Raw genomic sequence first — 16,674 nt, 5'->3', positions numbered from 1 at the left:
GGGATAAAATGAAGCACTGGATAAAGAACGTTTGTTTAATTACGGCCGGAGGGATCCTGTATGCCATCGCAATGGACTGTTTATTGCTTGCTAATCATATTGGTGAGGGCGGGGTTTCTGGGTTAATGACGTTGGGATACTATTTATTCCATATTGCTCCTAGTTTAACGAATTTTGTGTTGAATGGTGTGCTCCTAATTGTGGGGTGGCGCTTCCTTGATCAGCAAACTGTCGGGTGGACTTGTTACGCAATCGCAGTAATGACAGTTGCTTTGCGTGTTTTTCATGACGTCCGGCTACCACTCCGTGAACCACTCGTTGCGGCGTTGGTTGGTGGTGTCTTAATGGGAATTGCCATTGGCATAATTATGCAGGGGGACGGAACAATTGCGGGTAGTACGATTTTAGCGCGGATTTGTAATCGGTATTTGGGGGTTGCAACGGGGAATGCAATGCTGTTCTTTGATTTGGCAGTAGCCCTTCCGTCGGTACTGGTGATTGGTGGGGAAAACATGCTTCTTACCATCATAGAACTGTACGTTTCAGCGGTTGTCCTTAACCGGGTATTGGCGCAACTTGTTGAAAAACGCTGCGTAATGATTGTTTCGGATCAGGCGGATAAGTTAGCGGGGGCGTTGAACCACCAGACCCACCGGGGGGTAACCCTTTTAGATGGTCATGGCTATAAGAGCGGGCAACGTAAACAGGTGATTTACTGCGTGTGTGAACGGCAGGATTTAACTCAAGTAATGGCGTTAATCACTACCATTGATCCTCATGCGTTTGTAACCTTACAAGTTGTCCGGAGTACGTTTACCGGTGATATTCTTCAACTGTTTCGGTGATATGCTAAAATAATGGTAACTTAAGACGAAAGGAAGATGTGATTGTCACTTTTAGAGCACCTTTATGGTCCCTTTTTTGATCTTCATAATTGGGTTACGGTGATCAGTTCAGCGCAGGATTGGCTAACGATTTTGTCGTTAGTTGTTATTGAGTGTCTCTTATCAGTGGATAATGCCATTGTATTAGCAGCTCAGACAAGAAAACTACCGACAAAGAAGGAGCAGGGAAAATCGCTGTTCTATGGTTTAGGCGGAGCATACCTATTTCGGTTTATTTTAATTGGAATTGGTGCGTACCTGATTAATTTTTGGGAGATTAAGGTACTTGGTGCAGGGTATCTCCTCTACCTCGCGGGGAGTCATTTTTATCATATGGCCCGTCCCAGTCATAAAAAACAGAATCGGCCGCGGCGCCGGTTGTTACCGCTCTTTTGGTCGGTAATTATTTCGATTGAATTAATGGACCTAGTATTTTCTGTTGATTCAATTTTAGCGTCATTAGCGATTTCACCGAATCCCGTGATTGTTTTGATTGGCGGAATGATTGGAATTCTTGCGATGCGGGGGATCGCTGAAGTAATTATGCGGTTAATGGAATTAGTCCCTGAGCTGGAAGTGATGGCATACGCTCTCATTATTGTTATCGGGATTAAGTTGTTCTTAACAATTCCACAAATTGGAATTGAAATTCCAGCGCCCCTTTTTGGAGGAATCGTTGTAGTGGCAGTCGTTGTTACGTTGGTTGTTCACCGGATACGGAATAGGTAATGGGTGAATGGATTTAGGGGGAGTTTTAGGTGTACTGGTTAATTGTATGTGATATGGATGAGACACTGCTTGGAAGTGATGCGCAAATTCCGGTGCGTAATGTTGCGGCAATTAAGGCTGCGTATGAGCAAGGCGTTAAGTTCGTTCCCAATACGGGGCGGGCGGCGCGATCGTTAGGTTATGTGCTGGATACCTTAGGTTTAGCCATGCTAAAGGATGAGTACGTTATTTCGTATAATGGAGCGGCGGTATTTTCAAATACTGACCTACTACACCCCATCATTACGAACGGCTTATCGTACACAACCGTTGTGCAACTCTTCAACCTCGCGCAGAGTAGAGGATTGGATACCCACGTTTACACTGCAGATCAATTATATGTGTGGAATATGACGGCGGCTGATCAGAATTACCTTAATCAGCGGAAGGTTATTTATGAAGAGGCTACGGGGACACTATCCTTTTTAAAGACAACGCCGATTATGAAAATTATTTTTTATCTTGCTGATGAGCAGGAAAGGCGCACTTTCCGAAGGGTGATCACTGAAACAATTCACGAGCCGCTCAATATTACCTTTTCGTCGGATATGTACGTGGAGGTGAATGCGCCGGGAGCGGATAAGGGACAGGCGGCTGTTGCTTTAGGACGGTATTTGGGAGTTAAGCCGGGAGAGATTGTTGCAATTGGTGATAATTTAAATGACGTGGCGATGTTAAAAACTGCGGGATTAGGAGTCTGTGTTGCGAACGGCCGGGATGATGTTAAGCAGGTTGCTGACTACGTAACCATGGCGGATAATGATGCTGGTGCGGTCGGAGAGGTAATTGAACGGTTCATTTTGAATGATGATCGCCATAGTTAAGTTATTGAGAATGGAGAGGAAGAGTAAAGCGTGAACTGGAAAAACTGCTTAGCGGTGGCGGGAGGTGCTTTTTTGGGAGGCGCTGCCCGGTATCTTTGCGGCCTTTTATGGGGACTGTGGGGTGATGTAACGGCAAACCTGGTAGGATGTTTTGCACTATCATTTTTAACCTATGCTATCTTAACGCGAATTTCGTTTCCGGAGTGGTTATCGCTTGGGTTAGGAACGGGGTTTATCGGGGCTTTTACAACGTTTTCTTCGTACGTTATTGATGCCCTTAAATTGATGGGAACGCATTTAGAAGGAGCGATGGGAGTTTACGTCGTGCTGAGTTTGTTAGGTGGTTTTTTGTGTGTAACGGCGGGGTATCTTCTGGCCCGAATGGTTGGAGGTGAACACCTGTGATTATTACGGTCGGCTTGGGAGCAGCGCTTGGTGCTCTTTTGCGGTTCGGGGTAACAACTTTTTTCCGGTCTCATGGGTGGGATCACTTTCCGTGGGCGACCCTGTTATTGAACTTATCGGGGGCATTTTTATTAGGAATTCTTGTTGGTCGGGGTTTGAAAACAGGTTGGTATGCCTTCTTCGGAACAGGAGTACTGGGGGGATACACTACCTTTTCAACCTTCCAAACGGAACTGTTTGGATTGTTACATAGTAGACGCTACGTAGCGGGCTTGGGGTATTTTTTGATGAGTACTTGTGGTTTTATTTGCGGGTTTCTTGGAATGATGGTTGGTAACGGACAGTTTTAACGAATGGATGGGTGACAAAAGTGAAATGTGCGCTTGTAACTGATAGTGCAGCGGGATTTACGGTACGTGAAGCAAAGGAACTTGATATAACGGTGTTACCACTTCCTTTCCAGGTCGGCCAGCATGTTTGTTGGGAGGGGATTGACTTAGACTACCAGCAAATAGTAGCATCCATGGATGCCGAAACCGTGCCAACGCCAACGCCCATTCCCCGTGAGCGACTTGTGGGTGTCTTTCGGGCGCTTCAAAACGAAGGAATTACTGATGTTTTAGTTATTCATCTTGCTGGGGGAATTAATAGTTTGGGGGCTAATGTTCAGGCGTGCGTTTCCCAATTGCCAGAATTAACTTTTCACATTTTCGATACGAATACGGCGGGCCTCCCTGAGCAACAGTATGTTCGGTATGCGTTACGGTTACTTGAACAGGGGCGGGCTTTGCCTCAAGTAATGGCGCGGCTAATAACAATGCGTGATCAGAGTCAAACTTTGATGATTGTTGATCGGATGAGTCAATTAGCCCAGATGGGGTATATTTCAAACGGCGCAACGGTAGTTGGAAATAAGCTTCGGCGGTTGAAGACGGTGTTAACGTTTAATCAGGCAGGAAAGATTACCGCAGTTGAAACTAAGTCGCGGATTAAGCGAGCGAACCAGGCAATCTGTGACCGGATAATTCCGTGGTATGATCGGTTTGGCGCACAGCTGCGGATTACCGCGATGACGTGTGGCGACGAAGCCAATCGCTTTGCTCGCATGGGGTTCTTTAAGGAAGAGTTCCCGTTGTGTCAGCTTTCCAGTGCACCAATGGGGCCAGCGTTGGCGGTTTATCTTGGAACGGATAGTATTGTGGTTGGATGCGGGCCGGACTATCAGCAGATGTAAGTTAATTAGAAAAAACGGGCGTAATGTCTTCACGCCCGCTTTTTCTTCTTGTCGCACTCTTGTAGTTAACTCATTAACGCAATGTTGGGGAGACGGCAGCGAATTCCATCATTGCTTGGAGAGTATCAAGTACTTCGGGGCTTACCCCTTCAAGTGAGAGTTCATCGGTTTGTTTATTATAATTTCCTGGGAAATACTGGAACATTTGCGATGAAAAACTGTCAGCATCGTTCATAACTGCCACCTCCACTGGCTCATAATCAACTTTAATTTATCAGAATTAGTATTTTTTTGCAACCGATTTCAACCGTGAAAATTGCGGTTCGGTATCTGACGCGGTATACTGGCGATAAGTAATTAATTTGAGCTAAAGGTAGATGAATTGATGTGCGAAAATTAAGAAAATGGTTACGGTGGATACTGGTAGTCGTGCTTGTAGTAGTAGGGTTGGCTCTTGTATTTAACGAACAGTTGAAGGAATTAGGAATCGGAATTATGAGTAATCACGCTGCGGGCCAAAAAATTGAGCGTGTAACCGCGACGGATAAGAAGCATGCAACGTTTAATTATAGTGGGGTTGAAGCTGCAAATATTAGTAATATGTTGAAAGCAATGCGGTCAAACCCAAGCGTAATTGGGAAGATTGCGATACCCTCTGTTAGCATTCGCCTTCCAATTTTTTATGGTGTATCCAATGATGTTCTGTTAAAGGGAGCGGGAACAATGTCTCCTACCGAGAAGATGGGAGAAGGTAATTATGCATTAGCATGCCACCATGTTCCCAATGAACATATGTTATTTTCGCCTTTGGGGAAAGTAAAGAAAAACAGCTATGTTTATATAACGGATGGTAAAAAAGTATATGTGTATAAGGTATATAGTAACAAGATTGTTAATGAAGACGATACTAGCGTTTTGAAAATTATTCCGGGTGAACGAATTTGTACGTTAATTACGTGTCGGACATGGCATCCGGGTGTTACGCAAAGAATTATTGTGCATGGGAAATTGGTAAGGACGGAAGACGCTAACGATAAGAATTTGCGGGTATTTGATCATAAGTCAACTAATACCTATAAGGACCTCTTTAAGCTTGTTTAGTGTGAAACAACTATTGCACCTTGAAAAATCCCCCTAAACCAGGTAAAATGAATCAAGCATAGGCAGTGTGAGGGGAGGTTAAGCTCATGGCACACAATAATCATATCGGTGCTGCTAATGACCGGCGCCCGGTTAACTCAAAGAATGTTAAGAAGCGGCGGAAGGAGCACCTGGCAGTTTTAGACTTCTTAAAGGAACGTGAAGAGGCTGATAAGGCTGCTAAGTAATATTTATTTTAATGACGTAATTACTAAGGCGGGGTCGTGACGGTGGTCATGACCCCGATTTAGTTAGGAATCTTAACTGGACGGTGGAGAAAGATAATGAAAAAAGAGAAGCACGTTCTGGCATGGACGATAACCGTAGTTTTGATTTTGATCACAGGAATTAGTGCTGTGGTTGTTCACCGTGCAAGCCGGGAAAATAATATTCGCATGGCTCGTCAAGCGCGGCTTGACCGGCGGCTTAACCGACGAATTGCTCATCAAAAACGGCTTCAAAAGAAAGCAATGCGCCAAAATATCCAGTGGAATCAGCCATCAATGACAATTCCATATCCAAATGTTTCTCGGGAAATGAAACGCCAGACGACGATATTAGCCCGCGCACAAAAAAAGAAGGGTTCGGCCCAGCGGACTTATTTGAGAAAAAAACTTAATCGGGATAATCGACACACCGTTTGGTTATTGGTATCAACTAAACGGCAGCGGGTTTTTGTAATGGAAGGACCGTATCCGGTGTATACAATGTATGCATCAATCGGGAAAAATTATCAGAATGGAGTAAAGCAAAATAAGACGGTTCTTGGCTTTGCTCATATTACCCGGAGGGGCGGGCAGTTTTTTGATCCGCAATTGAATCAGGGAACTAGCGGATGGTTAATTTATTCGACGGGGCAAAGCCAAGGACAAATTAAGTCCATTCCGTTATCACAAAAGGGTCACCCGTTAAAAAGGGGTTTGTGGCGCTTTGGTTCAACCAAATTATCGAAAAAACATAACCACCGGAATAATGGGGCTATTTATGTGTCTGTCCCTGATGCTCAGTGGCTTAGTAGAAACATTAAGCCTGGGACCCAGATTATTGTTAATGGCTACCAATCAGATAGTATTGCGCAGTACTGGAATCAATTTTAAAACTGCATAACAAGCTTGGGGCGTAAGGTGTAATTTTCTAATTCGAGCCAAAATAAACAAGCGGAATGAAAGCATAGCGTGATTTGCTTAGTTTGCTGCTTTCATTGCGCTTGTTTTTACTCCATTCTGCTTTTTACGGATTATTCATTGGTAATTACGACTTTAGTACCCGTTGGAACAGCAGTATGGAACCATTTAGCATCGGCTACGGATAACCGAATACAGCCGTGTGATCCTGGATGCTTTCCGAGCTTTTTGGCTTCCTTGACGTTGTATTGGCCGTTTGCTTTAGTTGGAACGGAGTGAAAAAGGTAAACTCCATTTCCCTTCCATGAAACATAGTAATTGGCGCCTTCACCAAGTTTGTTATTGAAGAAGGAATCTCCCCGAACGTTTTGAATGTGAAACGTGCCTGTTGGGGTGGTGCTGACCATTTTATGGTTCTTTGGATTACGCTGGTATACCCCACCCGAACAATACATTGTATAAATCACTTTTTTACCGGACATGATGTAGACCCTGCACTTTTTTAGTGCAACTTTAATCCATAGCTTTTTAGTGGTTTCGAGGTTAGGGTATGCGACCGTTTCGGATGGTTTGTGCCAGTTAATTGGTGTCCGCATGTGGTGGCTGACGGTTGTTGCGCGGACAAGTGGTGTTGTTAAAGTAATAACCGAAGTGCTACTCCCGCCGATGGTCAAACCAATGCAACCGGTCACCAATAATGGTAAAAATTTTTTCATTTTCTTTAATCCTCCTTTGGATACCCCTTATTAATGTGCTGATTTAACGGGCTGGGGATTACCCTAGAGCGATTGTTACTTTGGTATGATCCGGAAGGTTCTGGTACAACCATTGTGCGTCCGTTTTTGTTAACCAGATGCTCCCGTCCGTTACGTTCTTTTTCCCGATTGCTTTGTTTTTCTTAGCGTTGTAGTTTCCACTTAAGTTTGTCGGACCAGTGCGGAAATATAAGGTTGTCCCGTTGTGGTTAGTAAATGCGATGTTGAAGTGGTAACCTTGCTGGTTGTTAACAAGTGGTTCTTGCTTATCCCCCGTAGTAAAGTTTCCGCTCGGCGTCTTACTAGTAGGCTCTTCGTTATTTGGATTGCTGGTAAGTGTCCCGGCGGACGCATACATCGTGTAGACTGGATGGTTATTGCTCATCACGTAGACCCGTTTTTTCCTAATGTTTACTAGTAAGGAAAGATTATGAACGTGCTTTAAATCCGGGTACTCCTTTGTTTCTGAGGATTGCTGCCAATTAATTGGTTGGCGCATGTCTTTGGGAGTGGGGAATGCAATCCGTTGTTGCTTATTGACCGGTGTCCTCGGGGTAGAATGGTGTGTTGTTTGCTTGGTTGAATGAACGATTACGTGTGGGCGGGACGATTGTGTCGGGTGGTGGGTGAGACCGTAGCCGAGAAGTCCGCCCCCAAGAATAATTAATCCGAGTGCTCCAATTAGGAGAACTGGCTTGCGTAAATTGGTCTTCATATTACTAATCTCCGTTCGTTTTTACTATTATTTAGTACTATAGATAAATTAGCCGGAACGGCTAGAAAAGTCAATTTTTACCAGCAATGATTGCATTTCGCCGAATTATCGGGTAGAATACCGCATGATTTAAACTAGCCCAGGAGGATTCAGCATGGAGATTAAGGTGGCAACGTTTATCGATCAGGTAACAGCGGGAATGACGCAAGAAACGGTCACCGCTGGTGTTGAGGAGTACGCACGGTTGGGCAGTGAAAGGGTGGCCGCTGTCTTAGTTGATGGATTGACCAAGCATGTGGCAAAGAACGAACTGGTCCAAAGCAGCGTGACAACGCAATTTGCGGGGGAGCAAGTGACACTGCGATTAGAGACGGGAATCATTAATTTGCCGGCTGAAAATATTACAAAGGTTGCTAATTTTTTTGATGATCCGGATGAAAGTGTTCCGGTTAATGCGTATCTGGTTGTTAAATCATCCGCAATCAACCGTTCGGGATTACGAATTGATAAGGTGGCTTCTGTTGCGGCGGTTTTAAGCGCTCCTAACGACGTAATCGCTAAGTTAACTATAATGCTCGCTGAAAAACAAGCGGTAATTGAGAAAAACGTGGCAACTGAAAAGTGATAGAATGGGGCTAGAAAAGATTTACGGGTAAAAGCCCGAAAAGAAATGGGGAATGACCTGTGCCAGGTGGTCCGGCGATAATTGACCTAGTTACTGTACTTATTGTGTTTTACTTTGCTGCTTTCTTTGTGGCGGCAGAATTTGCGTTGGTATCAGTGCGGAAAACAGCCCTGGAGAGTCGGCTTGAAAACGGGCAGGGAAGTGCACGAAAACTTAAAATGGCCTTGCAGATGGTGTCTAACCTAAACGAGTATCTTTCAACCACGCAGGTGGGGGTTTCACTAGCGGGAATCCTCTTAGGATGGATTGGTGCCGACGGGTTGGCAACGTTTTTTGGTCGTCTTTTAGGACTGGCGCATGTTAACCACACGACAGCCGTTGCGGTTAGTTCAGCCCTTGGTGTCTTATTATTAACGTACCTTGAAGTGGTGTTAACGGAGATTGTTCCCAAAAACATCAGCATCGATAAGCCGATGAAAATGATGATGTTTGTTGTAACGCCACTCCATTATTTCCATGTCTTATTTTACCCGTTTGTATGGTTATTAAACGTTTCGGCATCGACGATTGTTAAGTGGTTAGGGCTTCCGCCGGCTGGGAAAGAAGAGGATGCGTTGTCGCAAAACGAAATTCTCAACCTATCACGGAATGCTGTTTCGGGGGGGACCCTTGAAAAGAACGACTACGTGTACATGCAACGGGCGTTTGACTTGAATGATAAGGTTGCTAAGGACGTTATGGTGGACCGGACAAGCCTTGAAGTCGTTGACATTAATAGTACTGTTCAGGAGGTTATTAACCGGTACCTGCAAGATGGTTTTAGCCGGTTCCCAGTTGTTGCACAAAATGATAAGGACAAGATCCTTGGGTACGTCTACATCTATGACATGATCAGGCAGGCGCAGGTTGACGCTCAACTGCCCGTTAGCCGGCTTTTACGGACAATCATAAGTGTACCGGAAGTTACTCCGATTCAGGAGCTTCTCCAGCAGATGATTAAACGGCAAACCCCGATTGTCGTTGTTCTGGATGAGTATGGCGGAACGAGTGGGATCGTAACTGACAAGGATATCTACGAAGAACTCTTTGGGACCGTCAAGGATGAAATTGACGATGTTTCTGCTGAAGACATTATAAAAAACGACGACGGGACTTATCAGGTATCCGGGAAGACAACGTTGTATGACTTTGAACGATTCTTTAAGTTTCGGAGTAAGGACTTCTTGGAATCGGAAAGCGTAACGGTAGCTGGCTATTTACTTGAAAATTACCAGCAGATTAAACAGGGGACAAAGGTTCGGATTGGACCATTTGAACTGGAAGTAACGAAGTTTGAGCGGAACTTCATTGAGTGGGTTACTGTGCGGCGACTCCCCGCAGATGAGGTGCGCGAAGATGATGGGGATGCATCGGTTCTCCCACTAGATAAATGATGCGTAGATTGGCGGTTGCAGCGGGGCAACCGCTTTATTTGTAAAAAGGTAAGGTGAGCATAATGGAACGGATTTTACCGCTAGAACGGGGAATTAACCTCCGTGAGCTTGGTGGATACGAAACAGCGGATGGGCGGCATGTTCGGTGGCATAAGCTAATGCGGAGCGGCCATCTCGGTGAATTGAGTAAGGCGGACAAGGCTACCCTTAAAGCTGCTGGTTTACGACAAGTTGTTGATCTCCGTGAGGAAGCTGAAACCATTGTGGTTCCCGACCGGCCGATGCACGGGGTGTCCTTCCACCACATGTCCGTTTATCCGTTCACCAATCAGCTTTCCCAAAACGTCGGCTTTGCCCGGATGGCGCGACTAAACCGTGTGGGGTTAAGTCTTGCCGGGCAGGCCTATGCCCAGATGTTGACGGATCCGCATGCCCTTGGTGTTTGGCGCGAACTCTTTGCAGTCTTATTAAAAAACCGGCGGCGACATCAGGCAGTCTTGTTCCACTGCACGGCGGGAAAGGACCGCACGGGGGTGGCTGCGTTTTTGGTTTTAAATGCGCTGGGTGTGCGGCGAGCGGATATTTTGCGGGATTACATGCTGACTAACCTGACGTTCAGTTCGCTTTCGCCCTCGGAGTTAAACGAGCTATTGGTGCCAGGACAGGATGCTGCTCTGGTAAACGAAATGAATAAACAACCAATGGTTAGTGAACAAGATTTTAAGGTGATGGAGTTGACAATTCAATTGATGGCGGGGGATTTTATGGCGTACCTAACAAATATCGTGGGAATTACGTCCCGACAGGTCGCCCGGCTCCGTAAGTTGTATTTAAACTAATACGGCATAATTTGCGAACTATTTTGTAAATAATAATGATATTAGCATTAGAATTGCCTTAGTTAGCCGAATTTACTTGCCAAACGTTCATCTTTCTTGTAGATTAGACGTTAAATAATTAATAAAGGAGACAGCGCAATGACAAATTGGGATACCAAGTTTGATAAAAAAGGATTTACTTTTGACGACGTCTTGTTAATTCCGGCGGAGAGCCATGTTTTGCCAAATGAGGTGGATTTGGGTGCCCAGTTGGCAAAGAATATCAAGCTGAATATCCCGATTATTAGTGCTGGGATGGACACTGTTACGGAATCGGCGATGGCCATTGCCATGGCCCGGCAAGGAGGCCTGGGTGTCATTCATAAAAACATGACAATTGACCGTCAGGTTGATGAGGTGCGGAAGGTTAAGCGATCCGAAAACGGCGTTATTATTAATCCATTCTTCTTGACTCCTGACCGGGCCGTTAGCGAAGCAGAAGCGCTAATGAGCAAGTATCATATTAGCGGGGTGCCGGTGGTTAACAATGCGACGGATAAGAAGTTGGTGGGGATTATTACTAACCGGGATATTCGGTTTGTTAGCGACTACTCCGTTTCAATCGAAACCGTAATGAGTCCGGAAGAAGAGTTGATAACGGCACCGCAGGGAACGACCGTGCAAGAAGCACAGCAGATTCTTGAAGATAACAAGATTGAAAAGCTACCGATGGTTGATGATAAAGGACGGTTGACGGGGTTAATTACCCTTAAGGATATTGAGAAGGTCGTTGAGTTCCCGCATGCAGCTAAGGATAAGTACGGCCGACTTTTGGTTGCCGCTGCTGTTGGGGTAACGAGCGATACGTTTGACCGGGCAGCTGCTTTGCTTGATGCTGGAGCAGATGCACTGGTTATTGATACGGCCCACGGACATTCTGCTGGTGTTTTACGGAAAATTAAGGAAATTCGGGAGCATTTCCCGGACGCAACGCTGGTTGCGGGGAACGTTGCTACGGGTGAAGCAACCCGGGCTCTGTTTGAAGCGGGCGTTGATGTGGTTAAGGTTGGAATTGGCCCTGGGTCAATTTGTACAACCCGGATTGTGGCTGGGGTAGGAGTTCCCCAGTTAACGGCGGTTTATGATGCAGCAAGCGTTGCCCGCGAGTACGGGAAGCCGATTATTGCTGATGGAGGGATCAAGTACTCTGGTGACATTGTTAAGGCAATTGCGGCCGGCGGGAACGCTGTTATGTTGGGTTCAATGTTGGCCGGAACGGACGAAGCCCCGGGTGAAACGGAAATTTATCAGGGCCGGCGGTTCAAGACCTATCGTGGAATGGGGAGTTTAGGAGCCATGGACTCGACGCACGGTTCATCAGACCGGTACTTCCAGAGCGGGGTAAACGAGGCTAATAAACTCGTGCCGGAAGGGATTGAAGGTCGGGTTGCTTATAAGGGTAAGGTTGCTGACATGGTTTACCAATTATGTGGTGGCCTTCGAGCAGGAATGGGCTATTGTGGGGCCTCAAACCTCCAAGCTTTAATTGATAATGCTCAGTTTGTCCAGATTACTGGGGCTGGGTTGCGGGAATCACACCCCCACGACGTTCAGATTACTAAGGAAGCGCCGAACTATTCTCGGAAATAATCGAAGAAAAGATTAAATTAACTTAATTTTAAATAATAATAAAAACAAACCGGTTGGCCGACCAAACCCGCAATAGAACGGGGATGATGGTCTTCCGGTTTGTTTTTGTTTGGGAGATATAATCCGATCATTTCCCAGAGAGCGGATAAAATTTGCTATAATAAAGCCAACCGTCCACGTAATTCGTGGGTAAGTAAGGAGACGTGACGAATGAAAATTTTAGTTGTTGATGACGATAAGGAAATTGTTGAATTACTCGGCATTTACATCGAAAATGAAGGTTACGAAGTAGAAAAGGCCTACAATGGCCGGGAAGCCCTCACGAAGTTAAATACTAACCCGGATACTGCATTGATGATTCTTGATGTAATGATGCCAGAAATGGACGGGCTGGCTGTTATCCGGGAAGTACGGCGCGATTCGCAAATTCCGATTTTGATGCTTTCCGCAAAAACAGACGACCTAGACAAGATTCAGGGACTTGTTCAGGGAGCGGATGACTACGTAACGAAACCATTTAACCCGCTGGAAGTTATGGCGCGGGTAAAGTCGCTTATGCGGCGGGCACAGCATGAAGTTAAGAACGACGAACCTGATAGGATTGAAGTGGGACCATTAATTATTAAAAAGGATTCTCACGAAGTTAAGACTGTAAACGGGAATAATATTCAGCTGACGGCCCTTGAGTTTGGAATTTTATATTTACTCGCAAGTTACCCGAACCGGGTATTTTCTGCCGATGAAATTTTTGAACGGGTTTGGCGCCAGGAATCAGTTGTTTCTGCTAAGACCGTAATGGTTCATGTTAGCCATTTGCGGGATAAGATTGAAGAAGCTACTGGTGGTGAAAAGGTGATTCAGACCGTTTGGGGCGTTGGTTACAAGATTGAGGCATAATACAAAAGAAAAATGAAGTTAAAGCTAACATCGCGGGAAAAAAGTGAGTTAGTTGGCGAGGGTGTCGTAACGTTAATTTTATCGTTGCTTCTTGAGACGTCCGTCTTTGTTATTCTTAACACGGCACTTTCTGCTGACCCACAGCTGCGGTCTGGGCTTTTTGCACTTAGAACGTCGTTTATCTTTGGAGCTAACCGGGCAACGATGCTTAGTTGGGGAACCATTTTTGTTTTGGTAATGATGGTGGTTAATTTTATCATTGTGCACTGGCGGCTAGTGCGACGAATGCATCAGATCGAGCTTCGTCATATTATTATGGAGCTGCACTACATTGGCGCGGGTCATTTTGAACACCGAATTCCGTTTGTTCTTAAGGGCCAGATGCAGCGGATTGTAACTAGTGTTAACACGTTAGTTGATAGTACGATTAACGCAATGGCTGAGGAACGGCGAATTGAACGGTCGAAGGATGAATTAATTGTAAATGTTAGTCATGATATTCGCACACCGTTAACCTCAATTATCGGGTATTTAGGATTAATTGAAGAAGGTCAGTATAAGGATGAAGATGACCTTCTGAAGTATACCCATACAGCTTACTTAAAAGCGAAGCAAATGAAGTCGCTGGTAGAGGATCTTTTTGAGTATACTAAGATCCAACAAACGGACAACCCGTTAAAACTAACAACAGTTAATCTGGGATCAATGCTTGACCAGTTAACGGCAAGTTTTGAGTTAGAGGCCGAAGAGAAGGGAATGGAATTAACTTCTAATGTTCCGGATAATCTCCGGGTTGAGGTTGACCCAGAAAAACTTGCGCGGGTTTTCAGTAATCTTATTACAAATGCGATTAAGTATGGGAAAGGCGGTAAGCACATCGTTGTGACGTGTCGCAAGCTCTCTTCCCAGGAAGTAATTGTTACCGTGGCTAATGATGGGGAACCAATTCCAGCTGGCGCCCTCCCTAAACTGTTTGATCGGTTTTACCGGGTTGAAGGTTCTCGTTCCCGGAAAACGGGGGGAACCGGATTGGGACTGGCTATTACGCAGGGAATTGTTAACCGGCACCACGGATATATTCAAGTAACGTCTGATAGTGAGTGGACAAAGTTTATGGTACACCTTCCATTTAATCATGCGGATAAGTTGCAACCACCACGAAAATAATGCTTAAGGGACTTAAAAGAAATGAAACGTTTTGGAATTATGGTAATGGAGATTGCGTTCCTCACCTTAATTGCGCTAGGAGGAGCGCTCCCTGCTAGTGCAGCGCGGACAGAGGGATTGCGTGTTAACCAAGCAAATGTGCGGGCCGCGATGGTTGTTGATAATCAGACCGGGCAGATTCTTGCGACGAAAAATAGTCGCCAGGTTGTTCCGATTGCTTCGTTAACCAAATTAGTAACGCTGTATATTGTGGTGCAACAGATTAAAACAGGGAAGCTCCGGTGGAATCAGCGGATTGTTGTTTCGAAGGCGGCAGCTGGATTAACTAAGGATAAAACGCTAATGAATGTTCCGCTGACTGCTGGGAAGAAGTACCGGGTTCGGGATCTTTTTCAGGCAGCTCTTGTTTGTTCTGCGAATGACGCGGCCCAAGCGCTCGCTGATGTTGTTTCTCATAATCATCCGGCGAGGTTTGCGGCTATGATGCGAGCGCAGCTGTGCCGGTGGGGAATTAAGGATGCCAAGATGTATACCGCCAATGGCCTTGATAACGGTGACGATGGTGCTGACCGGATTGCGGGCGTTTCTAAAGCGGCGAAGAATCAGTTATCTGCACGTGATTTGGTAATTGTAACGCAACATTTGCTCCGCGCGGATCCCCAAATTTTAACGATGAGCCAACAACGACAGCTTACGTTTGCTGGCCGGCAGTATCAGGGTTCTAATCAGATGCTTCCGGGGGGGTCTGCAGCCGATCCGGCGTACCACGTTTTAGGATTAAAAACCGGGTCAACGAAGGCTGCGGGTCAATGCTTTGTTGGTGTTGTTGACGTAAAGGGTCGCCGGCTAATTACGGTTGTTTTGGGAGTACCTAATAAGGAGCAGAATGCCCGGTTTTCGGCAACTAAACAGTTACTTGATCAGGTAACCAATAATTATCGTGTTCAGCAAATCGCAGCCCACAAAGCAGTTCGGGGGGCCCGCACAATTCGTGTTGTGGATGGACACAAATACCGGGTTAAGGTTGTTCCTCAACGGGGAACAGCAATTTGGGTGCACAAGGGAAGCCGGCTTCAAAAAAAGTTAACCCCCATAACAAGCTGTGCTAAAAATAATCAAGTCATAGCCCCAGTAGTTCGTTACCAACGAGTGGGAACCCTTAATGTAACTACTCAGGGACTGCAGCGAATGGATGGGACGTCAACGGTGAAGCTTCCGGTTGAAGCTACTCAGGCAACCACTCGAATTAGCTGGTGGGCTCGGTTGATACGCTCAATATAGGAGGAGAACGATGCGGGAAAAATTTACCCGGATATTTTATGGGGCAACGGTGCTATTAATGATTGCACTGTTTGTGGTAGCGGCACTTGGTTTTTTTCTTGGGCGAACGGTGATGCTACGGTGGCTTTCCCCGCTCGGATGGCTAACTCTTTGCGCAACAGGTGCAACTGGAATTATACGCCGACGGTTAACTGCACAGGAATGGGGGTTAATTATTGTCCTTGTGCTAATTATAATGATTAGTTGGTGGTTAGGTTAATTGGAGGTTTACGTGAAGGATAAACGAAAATGGCTAGTTGGTGGGGGAATTACCCTGATTATTATTTTAGGGATATTGGTTATTCACCAGTATTATCCCGATTTTAAATTGGGATTACCCCTGGGACGGATAGGTCTGCGGCAATTATTGCGCCACCATGGCCCGGTAAGTGCAGTAATTTTAATTTTATTGACCGCTGCAATGACGGCGGTTCCTGGTGTATCGAGTTCCATTGTGTGTGTGTTTAACGGAGTTGCATATGGCCCAATTATAGGGTTTCTAATGAACATCATTGGAATGGCGCTAGGAAATGGCGGCGTAATTATGACCCTTGATAGGCTTCCGGCCCAGGATAAAAGCCGTTCGCGAATTAATCTGCAAGCAACGGGTTACCCGGGAATGACCGCAATGTTGGGTTATATGATTCCAGTAATTCCGTCCGTATTGGTAAGTTACGCGGCGGTAAAAGCACGCCTTCAGATTTCTAAGATCATTATGGCGGTCGTCGGGGGAAGTTTACCGACCGCTTTCTTGTATGCCTTTGGTGGTGATGCTCTCTTACGGGGGAATTACCGGCGCTTATTAGTTGTTGGCGGCGGGCTATTAATTTTGATTGCGGGGGTACTCCTTTTCCATCGGTTTCATCATACTACTCGCTGGTCCCGGTAAAGTAGATAGTAATTATTCGTTATGGA

21 protein-coding genes are annotated in these 16,674 nt (G+C 45.7%); 18 read left to right on the top strand and 3 right to left on the bottom strand.

Going from position 1 to position 16,674, the window contains the following annotated elements; translation table 11 throughout:
* Window positions 1-8: 8 nt before the first annotated feature.
* Genes ACI3EZ_RS03305 through ACI3EZ_RS03280 form a run of 6 tightly spaced genes read left to right on the top strand, consistent with a single transcriptional unit; the run spans window position 9 to window position 4,115 of the window.
* Window positions 9-845, top strand: coding sequence for a YitT family protein (locus ACI3EZ_RS03305; RefSeq protein ID WP_405024525.1), 837 nt, complete (start codon window positions 9-11; stop codon window positions 843-845).
* A gap of 42 nt (window positions 846-887) precedes the next feature.
* Window positions 888-1,613, top strand: a complete 726-nt coding sequence (locus ACI3EZ_RS03300; protein WP_405025512.1) for a TerC family protein — start codon at window positions 888-890, stop codon at window positions 1,611-1,613.
* A gap of 29 nt (window positions 1,614-1,642) precedes the next feature.
* Window positions 1,643-2,476, top strand: coding sequence for a Cof-type HAD-IIB family hydrolase (locus ACI3EZ_RS03295; protein ID WP_405025511.1), 834 nt, complete (start codon window positions 1,643-1,645; stop codon window positions 2,474-2,476).
* Between the two features lie 30 nt (window positions 2,477-2,506).
* The gene (locus tag ACI3EZ_RS03290; protein ID WP_405025510.1) at window positions 2,507-2,881 is read left to right on the top strand and encodes a fluoride efflux transporter FluC; all 375 of its coding nucleotides are present in this window, start codon (window positions 2,507-2,509) and stop codon (window positions 2,879-2,881) included.
* A complete protein-coding gene (locus tag ACI3EZ_RS03285; RefSeq protein WP_405024521.1) occupies window positions 2,878-3,231 on the top strand; it encodes a fluoride efflux transporter FluC in 354 nt (117 codons plus the stop codon). The genes ACI3EZ_RS03290 and ACI3EZ_RS03285 overlap by 4 nt, the downstream gene beginning before the upstream one ends.
* Window positions 3,232-3,242: 11 nt before the next feature.
* Entirely contained in the window at window positions 3,243-4,115 is an 873-nt protein-coding gene (locus ACI3EZ_RS03280; RefSeq protein ID WP_405025509.1) for a DegV family protein, read from the top strand.
* 73 nt (window positions 4,116-4,188) lie between these two features.
* Here ACI3EZ_RS03280 and ACI3EZ_RS03275 read toward each other — a convergent pair whose 3' ends face one another.
* Window positions 4,189-4,350, bottom strand: a complete 162-nt coding sequence (locus ACI3EZ_RS03275; RefSeq protein WP_405024519.1) for a hypothetical protein — start codon at window positions 4,348-4,350, stop codon at window positions 4,189-4,191.
* A 152-nt stretch (window positions 4,351-4,502) separates the two neighbouring features.
* Between ACI3EZ_RS03275 and ACI3EZ_RS03270 the strand changes: the two genes are divergently transcribed.
* The 3 genes from ACI3EZ_RS03270 to ACI3EZ_RS03260 all read left to right on the top strand — a co-directional run bounded on the left by ACI3EZ_RS03270 (window position 4,503) and on the right by ACI3EZ_RS03260 (window position 6,352).
* The gene (locus ACI3EZ_RS03270; RefSeq protein WP_405025508.1) at window positions 4,503-5,216 is read left to right on the top strand and encodes a class A sortase; all 714 of its coding nucleotides are present in this window, start codon (window positions 4,503-4,505) and stop codon (window positions 5,214-5,216) included.
* Window positions 5,217-5,302: 86 nt separating this feature from the next.
* Complete coding sequence (locus ACI3EZ_RS03265) at window positions 5,303-5,443, top strand: hypothetical protein (protein WP_283582288.1); 141 nt, start codon at window positions 5,303-5,305, stop codon at window positions 5,441-5,443.
* 96 nt (window positions 5,444-5,539) lie between these two features.
* On the top strand, window positions 5,540-6,352 hold the full coding sequence (locus tag ACI3EZ_RS03260) for a L,D-transpeptidase (RefSeq protein ID WP_405025507.1): 813 nt from the start codon (window positions 5,540-5,542) through the stop codon (window positions 6,350-6,352).
* A gap of 140 nt (window positions 6,353-6,492) precedes the next feature.
* Here ACI3EZ_RS03260 and ACI3EZ_RS03255 read toward each other — a convergent pair whose 3' ends face one another.
* Together ACI3EZ_RS03255 and ACI3EZ_RS03250 are read right to left on the bottom strand one after the other, a co-directional pair.
* Window positions 6,493-7,095 carry a L,D-transpeptidase gene (locus tag ACI3EZ_RS03255; protein ID WP_405025506.1) on the bottom strand — a complete coding sequence of 201 codons (603 nt, stop codon included), beginning with the start codon at window positions 7,093-7,095 and terminating at the stop codon, window positions 6,493-6,495.
* Window positions 7,096-7,153: 58 nt separating this feature from the next.
* Window positions 7,154-7,849, bottom strand: a complete 696-nt coding sequence (locus tag ACI3EZ_RS03250) for a L,D-transpeptidase (RefSeq protein ID WP_405024515.1) — start codon at window positions 7,847-7,849, stop codon at window positions 7,154-7,156.
* 154 nt (window positions 7,850-8,003) lie between these two features.
* Between ACI3EZ_RS03250 and ACI3EZ_RS03245 the strand changes: the two genes are divergently transcribed.
* From ACI3EZ_RS03245 to ACI3EZ_RS03205, 9 genes are all read left to right on the top strand, one after another.
* Window positions 8,004-8,474 carry a hypothetical protein gene (locus tag ACI3EZ_RS03245; protein ID WP_405025505.1) on the top strand — a complete coding sequence of 157 codons (471 nt, stop codon included), beginning with the start codon at window positions 8,004-8,006 and terminating at the stop codon, window positions 8,472-8,474.
* Between the two features lie 59 nt (window positions 8,475-8,533).
* A complete protein-coding gene (locus ACI3EZ_RS03240) occupies window positions 8,534-9,907 on the top strand; it encodes a hemolysin family protein (protein WP_405025504.1) in 1,374 nt (457 codons plus the stop codon).
* Between the two features lie 62 nt (window positions 9,908-9,969).
* Window positions 9,970-10,746, top strand: a complete 777-nt coding sequence (locus tag ACI3EZ_RS03235) for a tyrosine-protein phosphatase (protein ID WP_405025503.1) — start codon at window positions 9,970-9,972, stop codon at window positions 10,744-10,746.
* Window positions 10,747-10,884: 138 nt separating this feature from the next.
* Window positions 10,885-12,375 (top strand): IMP dehydrogenase, encoded by a 1,491-nt coding sequence (gene guaB, locus ACI3EZ_RS03230; protein ID WP_405025502.1) that lies wholly within the window; start codon window positions 10,885-10,887, stop codon window positions 12,373-12,375.
* Between the two features lie 210 nt (window positions 12,376-12,585).
* Window positions 12,586-13,272 (top strand): response regulator transcription factor, encoded by a 687-nt coding sequence (locus ACI3EZ_RS03225; RefSeq protein WP_405024510.1) that lies wholly within the window; start codon window positions 12,586-12,588, stop codon window positions 13,270-13,272.
* A 12-nt stretch (window positions 13,273-13,284) separates the two neighbouring features.
* Window positions 13,285-14,439, top strand: coding sequence for a sensor histidine kinase (locus ACI3EZ_RS03220; RefSeq protein WP_405024509.1), 1,155 nt, complete (start codon window positions 13,285-13,287; stop codon window positions 14,437-14,439).
* Between the two features lie 21 nt (window positions 14,440-14,460).
* Window positions 14,461-15,720, top strand: a complete 1,260-nt coding sequence (locus ACI3EZ_RS03215) for a D-alanyl-D-alanine carboxypeptidase family protein (RefSeq protein ID WP_405025501.1) — start codon at window positions 14,461-14,463, stop codon at window positions 15,718-15,720.
* Window positions 15,721-15,730: 10 nt separating this feature from the next.
* Window positions 15,731-15,979, top strand: a complete 249-nt coding sequence (locus ACI3EZ_RS03210; protein WP_405024507.1) for a hypothetical protein — start codon at window positions 15,731-15,733, stop codon at window positions 15,977-15,979.
* A 12-nt stretch (window positions 15,980-15,991) separates the two neighbouring features.
* Window positions 15,992-16,648 (top strand): TVP38/TMEM64 family protein, encoded by a 657-nt coding sequence (locus tag ACI3EZ_RS03205; RefSeq protein WP_405024506.1) that lies wholly within the window; start codon window positions 15,992-15,994, stop codon window positions 16,646-16,648.
* Window positions 16,649-16,674: the final 26 nt, after the last annotated feature.

The sequence above is a fragment of the Ligilactobacillus sp. LYQ60 genome (genome assembly GCF_045033015.1).
Classification (GTDB): domain Bacteria; phylum Bacillota; class Bacilli; order Lactobacillales; family Lactobacillaceae; genus Ligilactobacillus.
Note: the sequence above shows the minus strand (reverse complement) of the source record. Positions and strands in the feature narration are given on the sequence as shown.